Raw genomic sequence first — 16,305 nt, 5'->3', positions numbered from 1 at the left:
CGTTGCGACCGAGCCTCAGACGACCAGGGGGCGGTCGCTCGGGTTGATGGGACGTGGCAAGGCGGTGCCACCCGTGAGGAATCGGTCGACTCCTGCTGCGGCCGACCGACCTTCGGCGATGGCCCACACGATGAGTGACTGTCCACGACCGGCGTCACCGGCGACGAAGACACCGGGCACCGAAGACATGAAGTCCTTGTCGCGCTTGACGTTCGAGCGCTCGTCGAGCTCGACCTCGAGCTGCTCGACGACACCGGGGCCCTCTGGTCCGAGGAAGCCCATGGCCAGCAGGATCAGCTGGGCAGGAAGGACTCGCTCCGTGCCCTCGACCTCCTCGAAACCCTTGTCGCCCATGCGCACGTCGACGACCCGGATGCCGGACACCTTGCCGTCCTCGCCGAGGACCTCCTTGGTGGACGCGGCATACACGCGGTCGCCGCCCTCCTCGTGCGCGGAGGCGACGCGGAAGATCATCGGGTAGGTAGGCCACGGCTGGCCCGCCACGCGCTCCTCCCCCGGCTGCGGCAAGATCTCGAGGCTGGTGACCGAGCGAGCACCCTGGCGGTGGGAGGTGCCGATGCAGTCGGCCCCGGTGTCGCCGCCGCCGATGACGATGACGTCCTTGCCCTCGGCGGTGACCTGTCCCTCGACGGTTTCACCGAGCGCCACCCGGTTGGCGGGCGGCAGGAAGTCCATCGCCTGCATCACGCCGTCGAGCTCGCGGCCGGGGACCGGCAGGTCACGCGGCACCGTCGCACCGATGGCGAGGACCACGGCGTCGTAGCGGTCGCGCAGCTGCTTGCCGGTGACGTCGCCGCCGACGTCGACCCCGCTGCGGAAGCGGGTGCCCTCGGCCTCCATCTGGGCGATCCGGCGGTCGAGGACGGACTTCTCCATCTTGAACTCGGGGATGCCGTAGCGCAGCAGCCCACCAGGCTTGTCGGCGCGCTCGTAGACCGCGACCGTGTGGCCGGCGCGGGTGAGCTGCTGGGCAGCGGCCAGACCGGCTGGACCCGAGCCGACCACGGCGACCGTCTTGCCCGAGAGGCGTTCGGGGGCCTGGGGCTGGACGTAGCCGGCGTCGAAGGCGCGGTCGATCGTCGTGACCTCGATCTGCTTGATGGTCACGGCAGGCTGGTTGATGCCGAGGACACAGGCCGTCTCACACGGAGCCGGGCAGAGCCGACCGGTGAACTCGGGGAAGTTGTTGGTGGCGTGCAGCCGTTCGATGGCCTCGCGCCAGTCGCCCTTCCAGGCCAGGTCGTTCCACTCGGGGATGAGGTTGCCCAGCGGACATCCGCTGTGGCAGAACGGGATCCCGCAGTCCATGCAGCGACCGGCCTGGCGCTGCAGCTGTCCGAGCTCCTGCTCCTCGTAGACCTCTTTCCAGTCCCGGATGCGCACGGGCACGGGTCGGCGGGCCGGCAGCTCGCGCTCACGTGTCTTGAGAAAGCCCTGGGGGTCAGCCACGGGAAGCCTCCATGATCCGCTCCCAGACCTCGGAGCCGTTGACGTCGAGTCCCTCCGCCTCAGCGGCGGCGCGCACGTCCAGGACGCGCTGGTAGTCGCGCGGAAGGACCAGGGTGAAGCGCGTCCTTGCGCTGTCCCACTCCTCCAGCAGCCTTGCGGCGACGGGCGATTCGGTCCACTCGACGTGCTTGCCCAGCAGCTCGCGCACGACCGTCTCGTCGTCGGGCCGCAGGGCGGACAGGTCGACGAGCTCGGTGTTGACCCGCCCGGGGTCGAGGTCCAGCACGTAGGCAACTCCCCCGGACATTCCGGCGGCGAAGTTGCGACCGGTGGGCCCGAGCACGAGGACCGTGCCGCCCGTCATGTACTCGCAGCCGTGGTCGCCGACACCTTCGACGACAGCGGTGGCTCCGGAGTTGCGCACGCAGAAGCGCTCGCCCACGAGGCCGCGCAGGTAGAGCTCACCGGTGGTGGCGCCGTAGCCGATCACGTTGCCGGCAATGACGTTTGCCTCGGCCTGGAGCGGGGCCGCGCGGTCGGGACGGACCACGATCCGGCCACCGGAGAGGCCCTTGCCGACGTAGTCGTTGGCGTCCCCGACCAGGCGCAGGGTGACCCCGCGCGGGACGAACGCACCGAGCGACTGACCGGCCGAACCCCTGAGGGTGAGGTTGATCGTGTCGTCGGGCAGACCCTCCGGGTAGGCCTTCGTGACCTCGTGACCGAGCAGCGTGCCGATCGTCCGGTTGACGTTGCGGACCGCGACGTCACCCGTGACCCGGGTGCCGTCGTTGAGGGCCTCGCGGGCGATGGTGATGAGGTGGTGGTCGAGCGCCTTCTCGAGCCCGTGGTCCTGGGTCGTGGTGTTGCGCCGGGCCGAGCCGTCAGGACTTTCGACGTCGGTGAAGATCGGCGAGAGGTCGAGGCCGGCTGCCTTCCAGTGGTTGACCGCGCGAGTCGCGTCGATCGCCGAGACCTGGCCGATCGCCTCCTCGATGCTCTTGAAGCCGAGGGCCGCCAGGTGCTCGCGGACCTCCTCGGCGACGTACTCGAAGAAGGTCTCGACGAACTCGGGCTTGCCCGAGAACCGGGACCGCAGCTCGGGGTTCTGGGTCGCGATGCCGACCGGACACGTGTCCAGGTGGCAGACCCGCATCATGATGCAGCCGCTTACGACCAGCGGTGCCGTGGCGAAGCCGAACTCCTCTGCGCCGAGGAGTGCGGCGATGATGACGTCACGACCGGTCTTGAGCTGACCGTCGCACTGGACGACGATGCGGTCGCGCAACCCGTTGAGCACCAGCGTCTGCTGCGTCTCGGCGAGCCCGATCTCCCAGGGCCCACCGGCGTGCTTGAGGGAGGTGAGCGGCGAGGCGCCCGTCCCGCCGTCGTGACCGGAGATGAGCACGACGTCGGAGTGCGCCTTGGAGACGCCGGCCGCGACGGTGCCGACACCGATCTCCGACACGAGCTTGACGTGGATCCGGGCCTCGGGGTTGGCGTTCTTGAGATCGTGGATCAGCTGGGCGAGGTCCTCGATCGAGTAGATGTCGTGGTGCGGCGGCGGACTGATCAGGCCGACACCCGGCGTCGAGTGCCGCGTCGTGGCGATCCACGGGTAGACCTTGTGACCGGGCAGCTGCCCGCCCTCGCCGGGCTTGGCGCCCTGGGCCATCTTGATCTGGATGTCGCCGGACTTCGTGAGGTAGAGCGACGTGACCCCGAAGCGGCCGGAGGCCACCTGCTTGATCGTCGACCGCCGCTCCGGGTCCATCAACCGGTCGACGTCCTCGCCGCCCTCGCCCGTGTTGGAACGACCACCGAGCCGGTTCATGGCGATCGCCAGCGTCTCGTGGGCTTCCTGGCTGATCGAGCCGTAGGACATCGCCCCGGTGTTGAACCGCTTGACGATCTCGCTGACCGGCTCGACCTCGTCGATCGAGATGGCGGGGCGCGGCGACGCCCCTCCGAGCGTGAACAGGCCGCGCAGCGTCATCAGCCGCTCGGACTGCTCGTCGATGCGTTCGGTGTACTGCTTGAAGATGTCGTAGCGCCGCTGCCGCGTCGAGTGCTGCAGCCGGAACACGGTGTCGGGGTCGAAGAGGTGCGGCTCACCTTCGCGCCGCCACTGGTACTCGCCGCCGACGCCGAGCTTGCGGTGCGGCAGCCGCACCCCGTCAGGCGGGTATGCCGCGGCGTGCCGGGCCGCGGTCTCCGCGGCGAGGACGTCGAGGCCGACTCCGCCCAGCTGGCTCACGGTGCCGGTGAAGTAGCGGTCGACGAGCTCCTGGGACAGGCCGAGGGCCTCGAAGACCTGGGCGCCGCGGTAGGACGCGACGGTCGAGATGCCCATCTTGGACATCACCTTGAGCACGCCCTTGCCGAGGGCCTTGATGAGGTTCTTGACGGCCTGCTCGGAGGTGACGCCGTCGATTGCGCCGGAGCGGACGAGGTCCTCCACCGACTCCATGGCGAGGTAGGGGTTGACGGCCGCCGCGCCGTACCCGACGAGGAGTGCGACGTGGTGGACCTCGCGGACGTCTCCCGCCTCGACGACCAGGCCCACGAGGGTGCGGGTCTTCTCGCGGATGAGGTGGTGGTGGACTGCGGAGGTCAGCAGCAGCGACGGGATGGGGGCGTAGTCGCGCCCTGAGTCGCGGTCGGAGAGCACGACGAACCGGGCACCCTCGGCGATCGCCGCGGACACCTCACCGAAGATCTCCTCGAGGCGCGCCGTCATCGCGGCCGCGCCACCGGTGACGTCGTAGAGCCCGCGCACCACGTGGGTGGCGTAGCCGGGCAGGTCGCCGTCGGCGTTGACGTGGACGATCTTGGCCAGCTGGTCGTTGTCGATCACGGGGAACGGCAGAACGACCTGGCGGGAGTGGGCCGGCCCGGCCGCCAGGGCGTTGCCCTCGGGCCCGATGACGGTGCCGAGCGAGGTGACCAGCTCCTCGCGGATGGCGTCCAGCGGCGGGTTGGTGACCTGGGCGAAGAGCTGGGTGAAGTAGTCGAAGACCAGGCGGGGGCGGTCCGACAGCACCGCGATCGGGGTGTCGGTGCCCATCGAACCGAGGGCCTCTCCCCCGGTGCGGGCCATCGGGGTGAGCAGGATCTTGAGCTCCTCCTGCGTGTAGCCGAAGGTCTGCTGGCGGCGGGCGACCGACGCCGCCGTGTGCACGATGTGCTCGCGCTCGGGGAGGTCGTCGAGGTGGATCAGGCCCGCGTGCAGCCACTCGTCATAGGGGTGCTGGGCGGCGAGCTGGGACTTCACCTCGTCGTCGGAGACGATGCGGCCGTGCTCGGTGTCGACCAGGAACATACGTCCGGGCTGGAGGCGGCCCTTGCGGACCACCCGGGTCGGGTCGAGGTCCAGGACCCCGGACTCCGAAGCCAGCACGACGAGCCCGTCGTCGGTCACCGAGTAGCGGCCCGGGCGCAGTCCGTTGCGGTCGAGCACTGCGCCGATGAGCGAGCCGTCCGTGAACGTCACGCAGGCGGGACCGTCCCACGGCTCCATGAAAGTCGAGTGGAACTCGTAGAAGGCCCGGCGGGCGGGGTCCATCTCCTCGTTGTTCTCCCACGCCTCCGGGATCATCATGAGGACGGCGTGCGGCAGGGGGCGGCCACCGAGGTGCAGCAGCTCGAGCGCCTCATCGAAGGACGCCGAGTCGGACGCCTCCGGGGTGCAGATGGGGAACAGCCGCTCGAGGTCCCCGGGGATGACGTCGGAGACCAGCTGGCTTTCCCGCGCGCTCATCCAGTTGCGATTGCCCTTGACGGTGTTGATCTCACCGTTGTGCGCGATCAGCCGGTAGGGGTGCGCCAGCGGCCAGCTGGGGAACGTGTTGGTCGAGAAGCGCGAGTGGACCAGCGCGAGCTGGGTCTCGAACCGCCGGTCGGACAGGTCGGGGAAGAACGGCTCGAGCTGGCCGGTGGTGAGCATGCCCTTGTAGACCAGCGTGCGACACGACAGGGACGGGAAGTAGACGTCGGTCTCACGCTCGGCCCTCTTGCGCAGGCAGAACGCCAGGCGGTCCAGGCCGAGGCCGACCATCCGACCCACGGCCGCCGAGACGAACAGCTGGCGGAAGAACGGCATGCAGTCGCGCGCTGCCTGGCCGACCAGCTCCGCGGCCACCGGCACGTCGCGCCAGCCGAGGACGGTCAGCCCCTCCTCAACGGCCAGCTCCTCGATCCGGGCCTCGACCCGGGCACGCTCGGCCTCGTCGCCGGGCAGGAACGCGATGCCCACGGCATACGCACCCTGGACGGGGAGGTCGAAGTCCACCACCGCACGCAGGAAGGCGTCCGGGACCTGCGTGAGGATGCCGGCGCCGTCGCCCACGAGCGGGTCGGCGCCGGTGGCGCCGCGGTGGTCGAGGTTGCGCAGCGCGGTGAGGGCGTGGTCGACGATGTCGTGCCCTGCGCTCCCCCGCATCGTCGCCACGAGGGCGACCCCGCAGGCGTCGTGCTCGAACTCGCGGCGGTAGAGGCCCGTGTCGGCGGGCTGGGCGGAGAAGCGCGCAGAGGTCACGTTCGGGTCACCGTCCTTGGGGGGAGAAGTGCGTTGTGGAACCCAAGTTGGGCACACCAGGTCACGCGCGTGGACGGCCTTGGCCACGGCTGCAGGAAGGATAGCCCGAGTGCCGTTTGTCCCGCCATGTGAGCCGCCTCATTCCGTATGCTGAGACGTCGCCTCACGCGGAACGGCCACCTCGCGGCGCCTCCCGAACCACACGATGGCCACGCCTATCAGGAAGACCAGGATGCTCGTCCACACGTTGACGCGCGCGCCGAGGATTGTGTGCGCGGGGTCGCTGCGCATCAGCTCGAAGACGATCCGGCCCAACGGGTACCCCACCACGTAGAGGCCGAACAGCTGTCCCTTGCGCAGCGCCCAGCGGCGGTCTGCGAACACCAGCACCAGGGCGAGCAGGAGGCACCACAGCGACTCGTAGAGGAACGTGGGCTGGTAGGTGCCGAGCACCACGGCCTTGCCGCTCGCGTCCCGCACCGCGTGACCGGCGGACTGGTCCCACTCGTGGATGGTCAGGCCCCACGGGACGTCGGTCGCGCGGCCGTAGAGCTCGTTGTTGAACCAGTTGCCCCACCGGCCGAGGGCCTGGGCCACGGCCACCCCGGGGGCAGCGGCGTCGATGTAGTCGAGGAACGGGACGCCGTGGCGACGTGCCCCTATCCAGCCCCCCAGTGCTCCGAGGGCGATGGCGCCCCAGATGCCGAGCCCACCCTCCCAGATGTAGAGCGCCTTGAGCGGGTGGCCGCCCTCGCCGAAGTACGGGTCCGGGGTCGTGATGACGTGGTACAGCCGGCCACCGATGATGCCGAAGGGGACCGCCCAGGCGGAGATGTCGACGGCTTTCTCCGTGGCGTGACCGCGGTCGACGAGCCGCCGACCCGTGATCCAGACGGCCACGACGATCCCCGCGAGGATGCACAGGGCATAGGCCCGGATCGGGAACGGGCCGAGGTGCCACACTCCCGAGGTCGGGCTGGGCAGGTAGTAGGGCACCACTGGAGGCTATCCAGTCAGGGGCGCGGGAAGTACGGCAGGTCGGGGTACAGATGAGCCAACGCCGTGGCGAGGCAGTCCCGGCCAGCTTCCACCCGCTCCCCTCGAGCCTGCCCCCGCACTGCCCCGACGATGCCACCGAAGTCGGTGATGCCACGCACGTCGTATCCGCGCCCGACCATGCACGTCTCGACAGCGGACGCCAGAGGCGGGTCCATCTGGGGCGGCGTATCGGCTGCATAGAGTGCCGATACCGGGAACCAGTGGCTCTCCTCGCAGGCGTCGACCCTCTCGGCCTCCCCTTTGCTCAGCACGCCGGTCGTCGGCGCCGAGGTCGCTGTGGTCGTCCCTGCGGCGGTCGCTGTGGTCGTCTCTGTGGCGGTCGCCGCGGCGCCGGTCCGCGCGTACGTGAAGATCCGAGTCGTGGTGGTGACCGGGTCCCAGACCGGCGTCGTCACCCCGAATCCGGCGGCCCGCAGGCACTGGGCATAGTCCTCCCAGGCACCCTCGACCTCGGCCCGCGTGACCCGGCCATCAGCCAGGATGACCCGCTGGGACGAGTCCGGATCCAGCGCGTCGACGAGCCGTCGGAGCTGGGTGGGACCCACGCGGTAGACGCTGGGGTCGCTGTAGGTCGCGACGGCACGCGCCTGCCCCGGCGGCGGCTGGTCCGCCTCGGGTCCACACCCGCCCGCCAGCCCTACGGACAGCACACTGACCGCGGCCCAAGGCCACGAAACGCCAGCCACCCTCGCATGACGATGTCCGCGCGCCATCTAGAGGACGTAGTTGTACTCGGAGCCGCTCCACTTCTGCAGCGTGTGAGTGGACTTGATCTGGAACACCGAGTACCCGCCGCGCGCGATGTCCACCCCCGAGGCGCACTGACCGAGGAGTGACGAGTGGGTCGCGAAGCTGCCGTTGGGCAGGCTGATCGTGGTCTTGGCCCGCTTGACGTACAGCAGGCAGCCCGTCCCGGGGACGTTCGTCGTGGCGTACGCGTAGACCCCGTTGGTGCCACCGCTGCCGTAGTAGTAGTACGTCGTGCGCTTGGCGTCGTCGCCGCGCCACGGGAACTTTCCCGACCCCAGCGCCTCGGCCGGCGATGCGTGGCCGCATACGAACAGAACTGCGAGCGTCGCAGCAAGGAGCGCGAGTCGAGATCTGCTGATACCTGGGTTCCCCATGTTCATGGTCATGGAGCAACCATATACAGCAACTGGCTAGCTATGCACAGGTTTCTGGATAGTTCTGGCCACTACCGCGTCGTTCGACGTGGTGGGGTGCCGCTACTTCGTGGCGGCCTTGATCTCGGCGGCCAGCTTGTCGCGAGTGAGGCCCGTGAGGTTGACGGCCTTGCCGTTGAGCTTGACCGTCGGGGTGCCATTGACATGGTCCTTCTCGGACTGGGTCTGCACGGACTCGACCCACTGGTTGTGCGACTTGGCGGCGTAGCACTGGTCCCAGGTGGCCAGGGCCGTGCTGTTCAGCCCCGCCTGCACGGCGAACTGCTTGAGCTGGGCATCGGTGTAGCCGGCCCCCTCCTTCGCGGGCTGACCCTGGAACGTGGCCGCGTGGTACTGGAGGAACTTGTCGGCGTCAGAGGCACACGCGGCCGCGTTGGCCGCACGGTTGGACGAGTCGTTGCCCAGGTTGTCGTCGAGGAACGACAGCGGGTGGGCGACCAGCTTGATCTGGTTCGCCTTGACCATGTCCACCATCTGGAGCCCGAAGATCTCCTCGAACCGTGCGCAGATCGGGCACTGGAAGTCCTCGTAGAGGTCGAGGGTGGGCACGTTCGCCGGGGCGCCGGGGTTGACGACGATGCCGGCACCAATGGCGGCCACGTTCTTGGGCAGGGTCGAGCCGCCGGCGGTCGTGGCTGCCTTCTTGTCCTGGCTGCCGAGGATGACAGCCGTGATGACCGCCACGAGCACCACGACGACCACGACCGTGGCCACGACGATGCGGTTCGCTCCCTGGCCACCGCCGTTGCCACCGCTGCGGATCGGGCCCTTGGGCGCTGCCGCCTGGATCTTCGCCTTGCGGCTGGCGCTGCTGCTGGTCATGCGTGGGGCCTCTCGTCGTGCTGGTCGGGCTCGTGCTGGTCGGGCTCGTGCTGGTCGGGCTCGTGCTGGTCGGGCTCGTACTGGTCGGGCTCGTGCTGGTCGGGCTCGTGCTGGTCGGGGAACAGGACCGGCTCGAGACCGAAAGCCGTTCGAGGCCGCACGGCGAGCCAGGCGGCGCACACGAGCAGCGCGAGGTCGCGAGCGATCTCCTGGGGGTACTGCGTCTGGGAGGCCGCAATGGTTCCCCCGTGGCCGAAACACCCGCAGTCGATGGACAGCCCACGCGCCCAGGCCGAGGCGATCCCGGCGATGAACACCACCATCAGGACTCCACCCACGACCGCACTGAACCGGGTGAACAGCCCCAGGACCAGCAGCACCCCGACGGCAACCTCGAGGATCGGCAGGCCGTAACCGAGGTAGCCGGCGACGTCGTAGGGCAGCAGCTGGTACGCGCGCACAGAACGCGCTGACGTCTCGAGGTGGCCGACCTTGAGCAGCCCCGCCACGAGGACGACACCGCCCAGTACCAGCCGGGCCAGCAGCCCCACGACGTCGCGCAACCGCGGGTTGGACAGCAGGCTCAACGTCAGCGCCCGCTCCGGACGCCCTCGGCCAGCTCGCCGACGAGCGCCCGCAGGCTGGCGATCCCAGCCTCGAGGTCGTCCGCCTCGGTGAGGCACCGCACCAGGGCCGAACCCACGATGACGCCGTCGGCATAGGCCGCCACCTCGGCCGCCTGGGAACCACCGGAGACTCCGAGACCCACGCACACGGGCTTGTCGGTGACCGCCTTGGTGCGGCCCACGATCACCGCCGCAGCGTCTCCCATGGACGTCCTGGCGCCGGTCACGCCCATGTGCGACACGGCATACACGAAACCGCGGCACTGCGCGGTCACGGCGGCGATGCGCTGCTCCGTGGAGCTCGGGGCGACGAGGAAGACGCGGTCGAGGCCGGTCTCGTCACTCGCTGCGATCCACTCGGCGCCCTCGTCGGGGATGAGGTCGGGGGTGATGATGCCGGCACCGCCGGAGGCCGCGAGGTCTCGGGCGAAGGCGGTCGGGCCGTGCCGCAGGATGAGGTTCCAGTAGGACATCACCAGCGGCGGCGCCCCAGCGTCCCGCACCGCGCGGGTGGCTGTGAACGCGTCGCTCACCCGGACCCCGTGCTTGAGGGCCTGGTCTGCCGCGTAGGCGATGACGGGGCCGTCCATGAGCGGGTCGCTGTAGGGGATGCCGACCTCGACGATGTCGACGCCTGCCTCGACCATCGCGACCATCGCCTCGATGGAGCCCTGCACCGACGGGAAGCCGACGGGCAGGTAGCCGACGAGGGCGGCACGGTTCTCGGCACGACACTGCTCGAGGACCTGGGCTACCCCGATGCCCGTGGTCGTGGGGGTCACAGCTGGGCCCTTCCGTCACCCTCGGCCCGCGGCTCGTCGGCCCTGCCGCCCGGGGTCGCCTCGCCGTCGAGGAGGCCGAAGTACTCCGCAGCGGTGTGCATGTCCTTGTCACCGCGACCCGACAGGTTGACCAGCAGCAGCGCCTCGGGGCCGAGCTCCCGCCCGACCTCGAGCGCACCCGCGAGGGCGTGGGCGGACTCGAGCGCGGGGATGATGCCCTCGGTGCGGCAGAGCAGCTCGAACGCCTTCATGGTCTGGTCGTCAGTCGCGTAGCGGTACTCGGCTCGACCGGTGTCGCGCAGGTGGGCGTGCTCCGGCCCCACGCTCGGGTAGTCCAGGCCCGCCGAGATCGAGTGCGACTCGAGGGTTTGGCCGTCGTCGTCCTGCATGAGGTAGCTGAACGTGCCGTGCAGCACCCCCGGCGAGCTCGCCGCGAAACGCGCCGCGTGCCTCCCGGACTCGATGCCCGCTCCCCCGGCCTCGATCCCGATCAGCCGGACGTCCGCGTCGTCGATGAACCGGTGGAAGATGCCCATGGCGTTGGATCCGCCACCGACACAGGCGATCACGGCGTCGGGGAGGCGTCCGGTGAGGTCGAGCACCTGGGCGCGGGCCTCGACCCCGATCACCCGGTGGAAGTCGCGGACCATCTCCGGAAACGGGTGCGGTCCGGTGACGGTGCCGAGGATGTAGTGGGTGTTGCCGACGTTCGTGACCCAGTCGCGCAACGCGTCGTTGATGGCGTCCTTGAGGGTGGCGCTGCCTGTGGGGACGGCGACCACCTCGGCGCCGAGCATCCGCATGCGGGCGACGTTGAGGGCCTGCCGCTCGGTGTCGACCTTGCCCATGTAGATCACGCACTCGAGGCCCATCAGGGCGGCCGCTGTTGCCGTGGCGACCCCGTGCTGGCCGGCGCCGGTCTCGGCGATCACACGGGTCTTGCCCATCCGCTTCGTCAGCAGCGCCTGCGCCAGCACGTTGTTGATCTTGTGGGAGCCAGTGTGGTTGAGGTCCTCGCGCTTGAGGATGATCCGTGCGTTCCCGGCGTGAGCGGCGAACCTCGGCACCTCGGTGATGATGCTCGGACGTCCGGTGTAGGTCCGGTGCAGCCGCTCCAGCTCGCCCATGAACTCGGGGTCGACCATGGCCTTGCGGCGGGCCTCGTCGAGCTCCTCCAGCGCCGGGATCAGCGCCTCCGGGACATAGCGGCCCCCGAACTCGCCGAAGCGGCCCGGGCGGGCCAGGGGTTCAGGCGTCAGGTCGGTCATGGTGTGGCTCCCGCCGCGATGAGTTCGTATGCCGCGCGGCGGGGGTCACTGCCCCGCACCAGTGCCTCGCCGACGAGGACGGCGTCGGCGCCCTGGCCCGCGAAGCGGGCCGCGTCGGCGGGGCCGCCGATGCCGGACTCCGCCACCTTGACGCAGGTGTCGGGGATCAACGAGGCCAGTCGCGCGAAGGTGTCGGGGTCGACAGCCAGGGTCTTGAGGTTGCGGGCGTTCACGCCCACCACCGCGGCCCCGGCGTCGACGGCGCGTCGCGTCTCCTCCTCGTCGTGGACCTCCACCAGCGCGGTCATCCCGAGATCGTGGGCGAGGCCCTGCATCCGGACCAGGTCGTCCTGGGCGAGAGCGGCCACGATGAGGAGGATGAGGTCGGCCCCATGGGCCCGTGCCTCGAACAGCTGGTAGTCCTCGACCATGAAGTCCTTGCGCAGCACCGGGATCCGCACGGCTTTGCGCACTGCGTCCAGGTCGTCGAGCGACCCGTTGAACCGGCGGCGTTCGGTGAGCACGCTCACGGCCGTCGCACCACCGGACTCATAATCCGCCGCAAGACCCGCCGGGTCGGCAATGGTCGCCAGCGCTCCCTTGCTCGGGCTGGATCGCTTGACCTCGGCAATCAGCGCCAGTCCGGGGCGGCGCAGCGCGGCCTCCGCGTCGAGCGCAGGGGCGGCGTCAACCGCCAGCTCCTCGATCCGTGAGCGCGGGACGACGGCCTGCGCGGCCGCGAGGTCTTCGCGGACGCCGGCAACGATGTCGTCGAGCACGGTGGGCATGTCGACAGGCTATCCAGCAGAACTGGGTGGTCCCCGCCCGGGTCAGCCGGTGGACTGGTGGGCCGAATGGGCCGGGTGGGCCGGGTGGGCCGGGTGGTCCCGGTCGACCGGGTTGGCCGCGGCGCCCGCGCCGGTGTCAGTTGATGCCGACCTCGGGCTTGGTGCTGTCGGGGGCGTCGGGCCCGTCGACCGTGACGGCGCCGTAGCCCGCCATCGACAGGACCTTGCCTGCCACCGCGCCCAGGGCGCAGGTGACCAGTCCGATGACGAACAAGGGTGTGTTGGTCAGCACCACAGCAAGGGACGCCACGGCAGACCCGACGAGGATGATGACGACGGCCGTCCAGGCGGCGACGCTGTGGCCGTGGTCTTCTTCGTGGATCTCGTGCTCTGCCATGGGGGTGGCTCCTGCTGGTCGTCGTGGTCTGGTCTGGTCTGGCGTGGGCTCGACGCCCATTCTGTCAGGTGCTTGCGGACTCGTCGCGCACCGTCGGGTCGTCGCCGGCGTCGAGCCGGTCCCAGTCGGTCGCCACCCGTTGTCCCCGAGCCCCCGCCGACGTGGCCGGAGCCTCGTACCGCGCTCCGAGTCCGCGCCAGCTGCCCGCTCCGACCCATCCCGCCACGGCTGCCACGACCAGCAGCACCGATGCCGCGACGCAGATCCACGGCCAGGCGGTCGCCGTGGCGTGGGTCTCGATGGATCCGGTGCGCCCGGCCGCCTTGGCGGCGACGGATCCGAGGGAGTTCTCGGGCACGAGTCCGACGCGGGCTGCCACGAAGCCCTCGGCGGCACCTGCCAGGGCGAGCACGACGAGCGTGACCCGTCGAACGACCGCCCCGCTGGTGGCACTCGCCAGGGCAGCCGCCGCACCCACGAGCGCCAGTGCCACGACGCCGGAGGCGACCTCGCTACCGGTGCCGGTGATGCGGCTGGCTCCGAGGACCGCATCGTTGACGGTGCCTTCCACCCAGACCCGGCCCCCGCTGGACAGCAGGACGCCCGACCCCAGGAGGGCCAGGAGCACCACGGACAGCTTTGAGGTGAGGCGAGTGCTCACTGAACGGTCCTCAGGGCCGCGGCGGTCGCCACGGCACGGAGGGCAGCCGCCGCCTTGTTGACCGTCTCTTCGAACTCGGCCGTGGGCATCGAGTCGGCGACGATGCCCGCGCCCGCCTGCACGTGCGCCACACCATCCTTGATGACAGCAGTGCGGATGGCGATCGCCATGTCGAGGTCGCCGTGGAAGTCGAGGTAGCCGACCACCCCGCCATAGACCCCTCGGCGACTGGGTTCGTAGTGCTCGATCAGGCTGAGCGCACGCGGCTTGGGCGCACCCGACAAGGTGCCCGCGGGGAACGTGGCGACGAGGACGTCATAGGCCGACTGGTCCGGACGGATCTCGCCCACGACGGTGGACTCGAGGTGGGTGACGTGGGAGTAGCGGCGGATGTTCATGAACTCCACGACGTCCACGGTGCCCGCCTCGCAGACGCGTTGGAGGTCGTTGCGCCCGAGGTCCACGAGCATGACGTGCTCGGACCGCTCCTTGGGGTCGGCGAGCAGGTCCTCAGCCAGCTGGTGGTCGTCCTCGGGAGTCTTGCCCCGCGGCCGCGAGCCGGCGATCGGGTGGGTGATGGCCCGGCGACCGGTGACCTTGACCAGCGCCTCCGGTGAGGAGCCGACGACGTCGTACGCCGTGCCGTCGCCGGCGGGCAGCCGCAGGAGGTACATGTAGGGACTCGGGTTGGACGAGCGCAACGCCCGGTAGACGTCGAGGGCGTCAGCGCGACACGGTGTCGAGAACCGTTGCGACAACACGACCTGGAAGACCTCGCCTGCCCGGATGTCCTCCTTGGCCTGCTCGACCATCTCCTCGAAGGCCGCCTGGGTGAGGTTGCTGCGCACCTCGCCCCGTGCCCGCTGGAAGGCCTCGCGGTCGACCGTCGCCACCGTGCTCGGCGCGGGAGCAGCGAGATCTGCGGTCATCACGTCGAGCCGTGCCACGGCGTCAGCCCAGGCGTCCTCGACCCGCTCGTCGGTCGCGTCGTAGTTGACGGCGTTGGCCACGAGCAGCACGGAGCCGTCGGCGTGGTCGAGCACCGCGAGGTCGGTCGCCAGCATCATCGAGATCTCGGGCAGGCCCAGCTCGTCGGGAAGGCTGTCCGGCACCCGCTCCCAGCGCCGCACCGCGTCATACGTGATGGCACCGACCATCCCTCCCGTGAGCGGCGGCAGGCCCTCGATGGGCTCTGTCGCCAGGGCGGCGACCGTGTCACGCAAGGCGTCCAGCGGGTTGCCGTCGGTGGGCACGCCGACCGGCGGCTCCCCCACCCAGTGGGCCTGACCGTCCTTCTCCGTCAACGTCGCCCGGCTCGCCGCCCCGACGATGGAGTAGCGCGACCAGACGCCGCCGTGCTCGGCGGACTCGAGCAGGAAGGTGCCGGGGGCGTCCTTGGCGAGCTTGCGGTACAGGCCCACGGGCGTCTCGGCATCGGCCATCAACCGGCGCACGACCGGGATGACGCGGCGGTCCTTCGCCAGGATCTGGAACGTCTCGAGGCGAGGCCAGGTCGTGCCGAATGAAAGGTCGGGGCTGACGTCGCTCACCGTTCCCCCACCCGGGCATCGAGGTCGCCGGCGTCGAAACAGGTCCGGTCGCCCGTGTGGCAGGCGGCGCCCACCTGGTCGACCCGCACCAGCAGCGCGTCGCCGTCACAGTCGAGCGCCACGGAGCGGACGTGCTGCACGTGCCCGCTCGTGTCGCCCTTGCGCCAGTACTCACCCCGGCTCCGGGACCAGAACGTCACGCGACCCTCGCCCAGGGTTCGGCGCAGCGCCTCGTCGTCCATCCAGCCGAGCATGAGCACCTCACCGGTGTCGTGCTGCTGGACGATGGCCGCCACGAGCCCTTGCGCGTCCCGCTTGAGACGCGCGGCGATGGCGGGGTCGAGCACTGCAGGCGAAGTCACCCGGCCATTCTGCCGTGTGCGTCCCGAAGCGGTCGGCTCGCCCACCATCCGTCAGGTATGCCGCGGGTCCGGGAGTCTCGCTACAGCGGGCTGACCGTGAAGCCGCCGCCGTCCTCCACGAGCAGCACCCCGGCCCCCTTGGCGAGCGGCCCGACGAGCTGGCCGGCCAGGCCGGCCACGGCGGCCTCGTTCGTGGGACTGTGACCGACGACCAGGGCGCGGCCGCCCTCGGGAAGTGACTCGACGATCCCCCGCAGCGCTTCGCCGAGGAGCCGCTCCTCGTGGTCGACCAGCTCTGGGTCGACCCCTCGGATCTGTTCGAGCGTTGCGCCCTTGCCCGCCGCCTTCGACGCGGCCCGCCAGCGATCCTCGACTGTCGAGCGCAGCCCAGTCACCTCGGAGACGGCCAGGTCGTCCTGCCCGGCGGCGTGACGCAGGATGGTGACCATCTGGGTGGCGCGGGCCGCGCCCGAGGAGACGAACGCGGCATACGGTGGCTGCAGTCCGTCGCGGCCGATCGCCTGCGCTTCGGCCACCCCCTGTGCAGTCAGCTCGTCGCCGTCGTTGTCCGTGTGTCGACGGAGCTCGATGTAGCGCATCCTCCATCCTCGGCACCGGGCCACGAAGAGCGCAACTCCGTCAGTTGGATGAAGCGCACCACCCACCGAGGGCTGGGCCGGAGCCCGCGCCGGACTGCCAAGGTGAGGGCAATCAACTCGCAGGGTGTTGATCGACAGGAGTCCCCCACATGAGCAGCTACATTGCGCGGCATCGTCGTCCTCGCCTGGCGTGGCGCCGG

The 16,305-nt window shown here is 70.2% G+C and carries 15 protein-coding genes; all 15 read right to left on the bottom strand.

The features are described 5' to 3' along the window. Positions 1 to 15: 15 nt before the first annotated feature. On the bottom strand, positions 16 to 1,470 hold the full coding sequence (locus tag AC1DS4_RS01930) for a glutamate synthase subunit beta (protein WP_477612757.1): 1,455 nt from the start codon (positions 1,468 to 1,470) through the stop codon (positions 16 to 18). Further along, positions 1,463 to 6,007, bottom strand: coding sequence for a glutamate synthase large subunit (gltB, locus tag AC1DS4_RS01925; protein WP_477612756.1), 4,545 nt, complete (start codon positions 6,005 to 6,007; stop codon positions 1,463 to 1,465). Before gltB ends, AC1DS4_RS01930 begins: the two co-directional genes overlap by 8 nt. A gap of 138 nt (positions 6,008 to 6,145) precedes the next feature. Beyond that, complete coding sequence (lgt, locus tag AC1DS4_RS01920; RefSeq protein ID WP_477612755.1) at positions 6,146 to 7,006, bottom strand: prolipoprotein diacylglyceryl transferase; 861 nt, start codon at positions 7,004 to 7,006, stop codon at positions 6,146 to 6,148. A gap of 14 nt (positions 7,007 to 7,020) precedes the next feature. Continuing rightward, positions 7,021 to 7,752 (bottom strand): hypothetical protein, encoded by a 732-nt coding sequence (locus AC1DS4_RS01915; RefSeq protein ID WP_477632081.1) that lies wholly within the window; start codon positions 7,750 to 7,752, stop codon positions 7,021 to 7,023. 27 nt (positions 7,753 to 7,779) lie between these two features. Next, positions 7,780 to 8,202, bottom strand: a complete 423-nt coding sequence (locus AC1DS4_RS01910; protein WP_477612753.1) for a hypothetical protein — start codon at positions 8,200 to 8,202, stop codon at positions 7,780 to 7,782. A gap of 90 nt (positions 8,203 to 8,292) precedes the next feature. Continuing rightward, on the bottom strand, positions 8,293 to 9,072 hold the full coding sequence (locus AC1DS4_RS01905) for a DsbA family protein (RefSeq protein ID WP_477632080.1): 780 nt from the start codon (positions 9,070 to 9,072) through the stop codon (positions 8,293 to 8,295). Next, entirely contained in the window at positions 9,069 to 9,659 is a 591-nt protein-coding gene (locus AC1DS4_RS01900; protein ID WP_477632079.1) for a DoxX family protein, read from the bottom strand. The genes AC1DS4_RS01905 and AC1DS4_RS01900 overlap by 4 nt, the downstream gene beginning before the upstream one ends. Positions 9,660 to 9,661: 2 nt before the next feature. After that, positions 9,662 to 10,480 carry a tryptophan synthase subunit alpha gene (gene trpA / locus AC1DS4_RS01895; protein WP_477632078.1) on the bottom strand — a complete coding sequence of 273 codons (819 nt, stop codon included), beginning with the start codon at positions 10,478 to 10,480 and terminating at the stop codon, positions 9,662 to 9,664. Continuing rightward, positions 10,477 to 11,748, bottom strand: a complete 1,272-nt coding sequence (trpB, locus tag AC1DS4_RS01890) for a tryptophan synthase subunit beta (protein ID WP_477632077.1) — start codon at positions 11,746 to 11,748, stop codon at positions 10,477 to 10,479. The genes trpA and trpB overlap by 4 nt, the downstream gene beginning before the upstream one ends. Next, the gene (gene trpC, locus AC1DS4_RS01885; protein WP_477632076.1) at positions 11,745 to 12,536 is read right to left on the bottom strand and encodes an indole-3-glycerol phosphate synthase TrpC; all 792 of its coding nucleotides are present in this window, start codon (positions 12,534 to 12,536) and stop codon (positions 11,745 to 11,747) included. The genes trpB and trpC overlap by 4 nt, the downstream gene beginning before the upstream one ends. 136 nt (positions 12,537 to 12,672) lie before the next feature. Beyond that, positions 12,673 to 12,933 (bottom strand): HGxxPAAW family protein, encoded by a 261-nt coding sequence (locus tag AC1DS4_RS01880; RefSeq protein WP_477632075.1) that lies wholly within the window; start codon positions 12,931 to 12,933, stop codon positions 12,673 to 12,675. A 64-nt stretch (positions 12,934 to 12,997) separates the two neighbouring features. Then, entirely contained in the window at positions 12,998 to 13,594 is a 597-nt protein-coding gene (locus tag AC1DS4_RS01875; protein WP_477632074.1) for a Trp biosynthesis-associated membrane protein, read from the bottom strand. Continuing rightward, positions 13,591 to 15,144 carry an anthranilate synthase component I gene (locus tag AC1DS4_RS01870; protein WP_477632073.1) on the bottom strand — a complete coding sequence of 518 codons (1,554 nt, stop codon included), beginning with the start codon at positions 15,142 to 15,144 and terminating at the stop codon, positions 13,591 to 13,593. The genes AC1DS4_RS01875 and AC1DS4_RS01870 overlap by 4 nt, the downstream gene beginning before the upstream one ends. Then, positions 15,141 to 15,554, bottom strand: a complete 414-nt coding sequence (gene hisI, locus AC1DS4_RS01865) for a phosphoribosyl-AMP cyclohydrolase (protein ID WP_477632072.1) — start codon at positions 15,552 to 15,554, stop codon at positions 15,141 to 15,143. The genes AC1DS4_RS01870 and hisI overlap by 4 nt, the downstream gene beginning before the upstream one ends. A gap of 32 nt (positions 15,555 to 15,586) precedes the next feature. Further along, a complete protein-coding gene (locus AC1DS4_RS01860; protein ID WP_477632071.1) occupies positions 15,587 to 16,105 on the bottom strand; it encodes a hypothetical protein in 519 nt (172 codons plus the stop codon). Positions 16,106 to 16,305: the final 200 nt, after the last annotated feature.

The sequence above is a fragment of the Pedococcus sp. P3_C7 genome (assembly GCF_056402615.1).
Note: the sequence above shows the minus strand (reverse complement) of the source record. Positions and strands in the feature narration are given on the sequence as shown.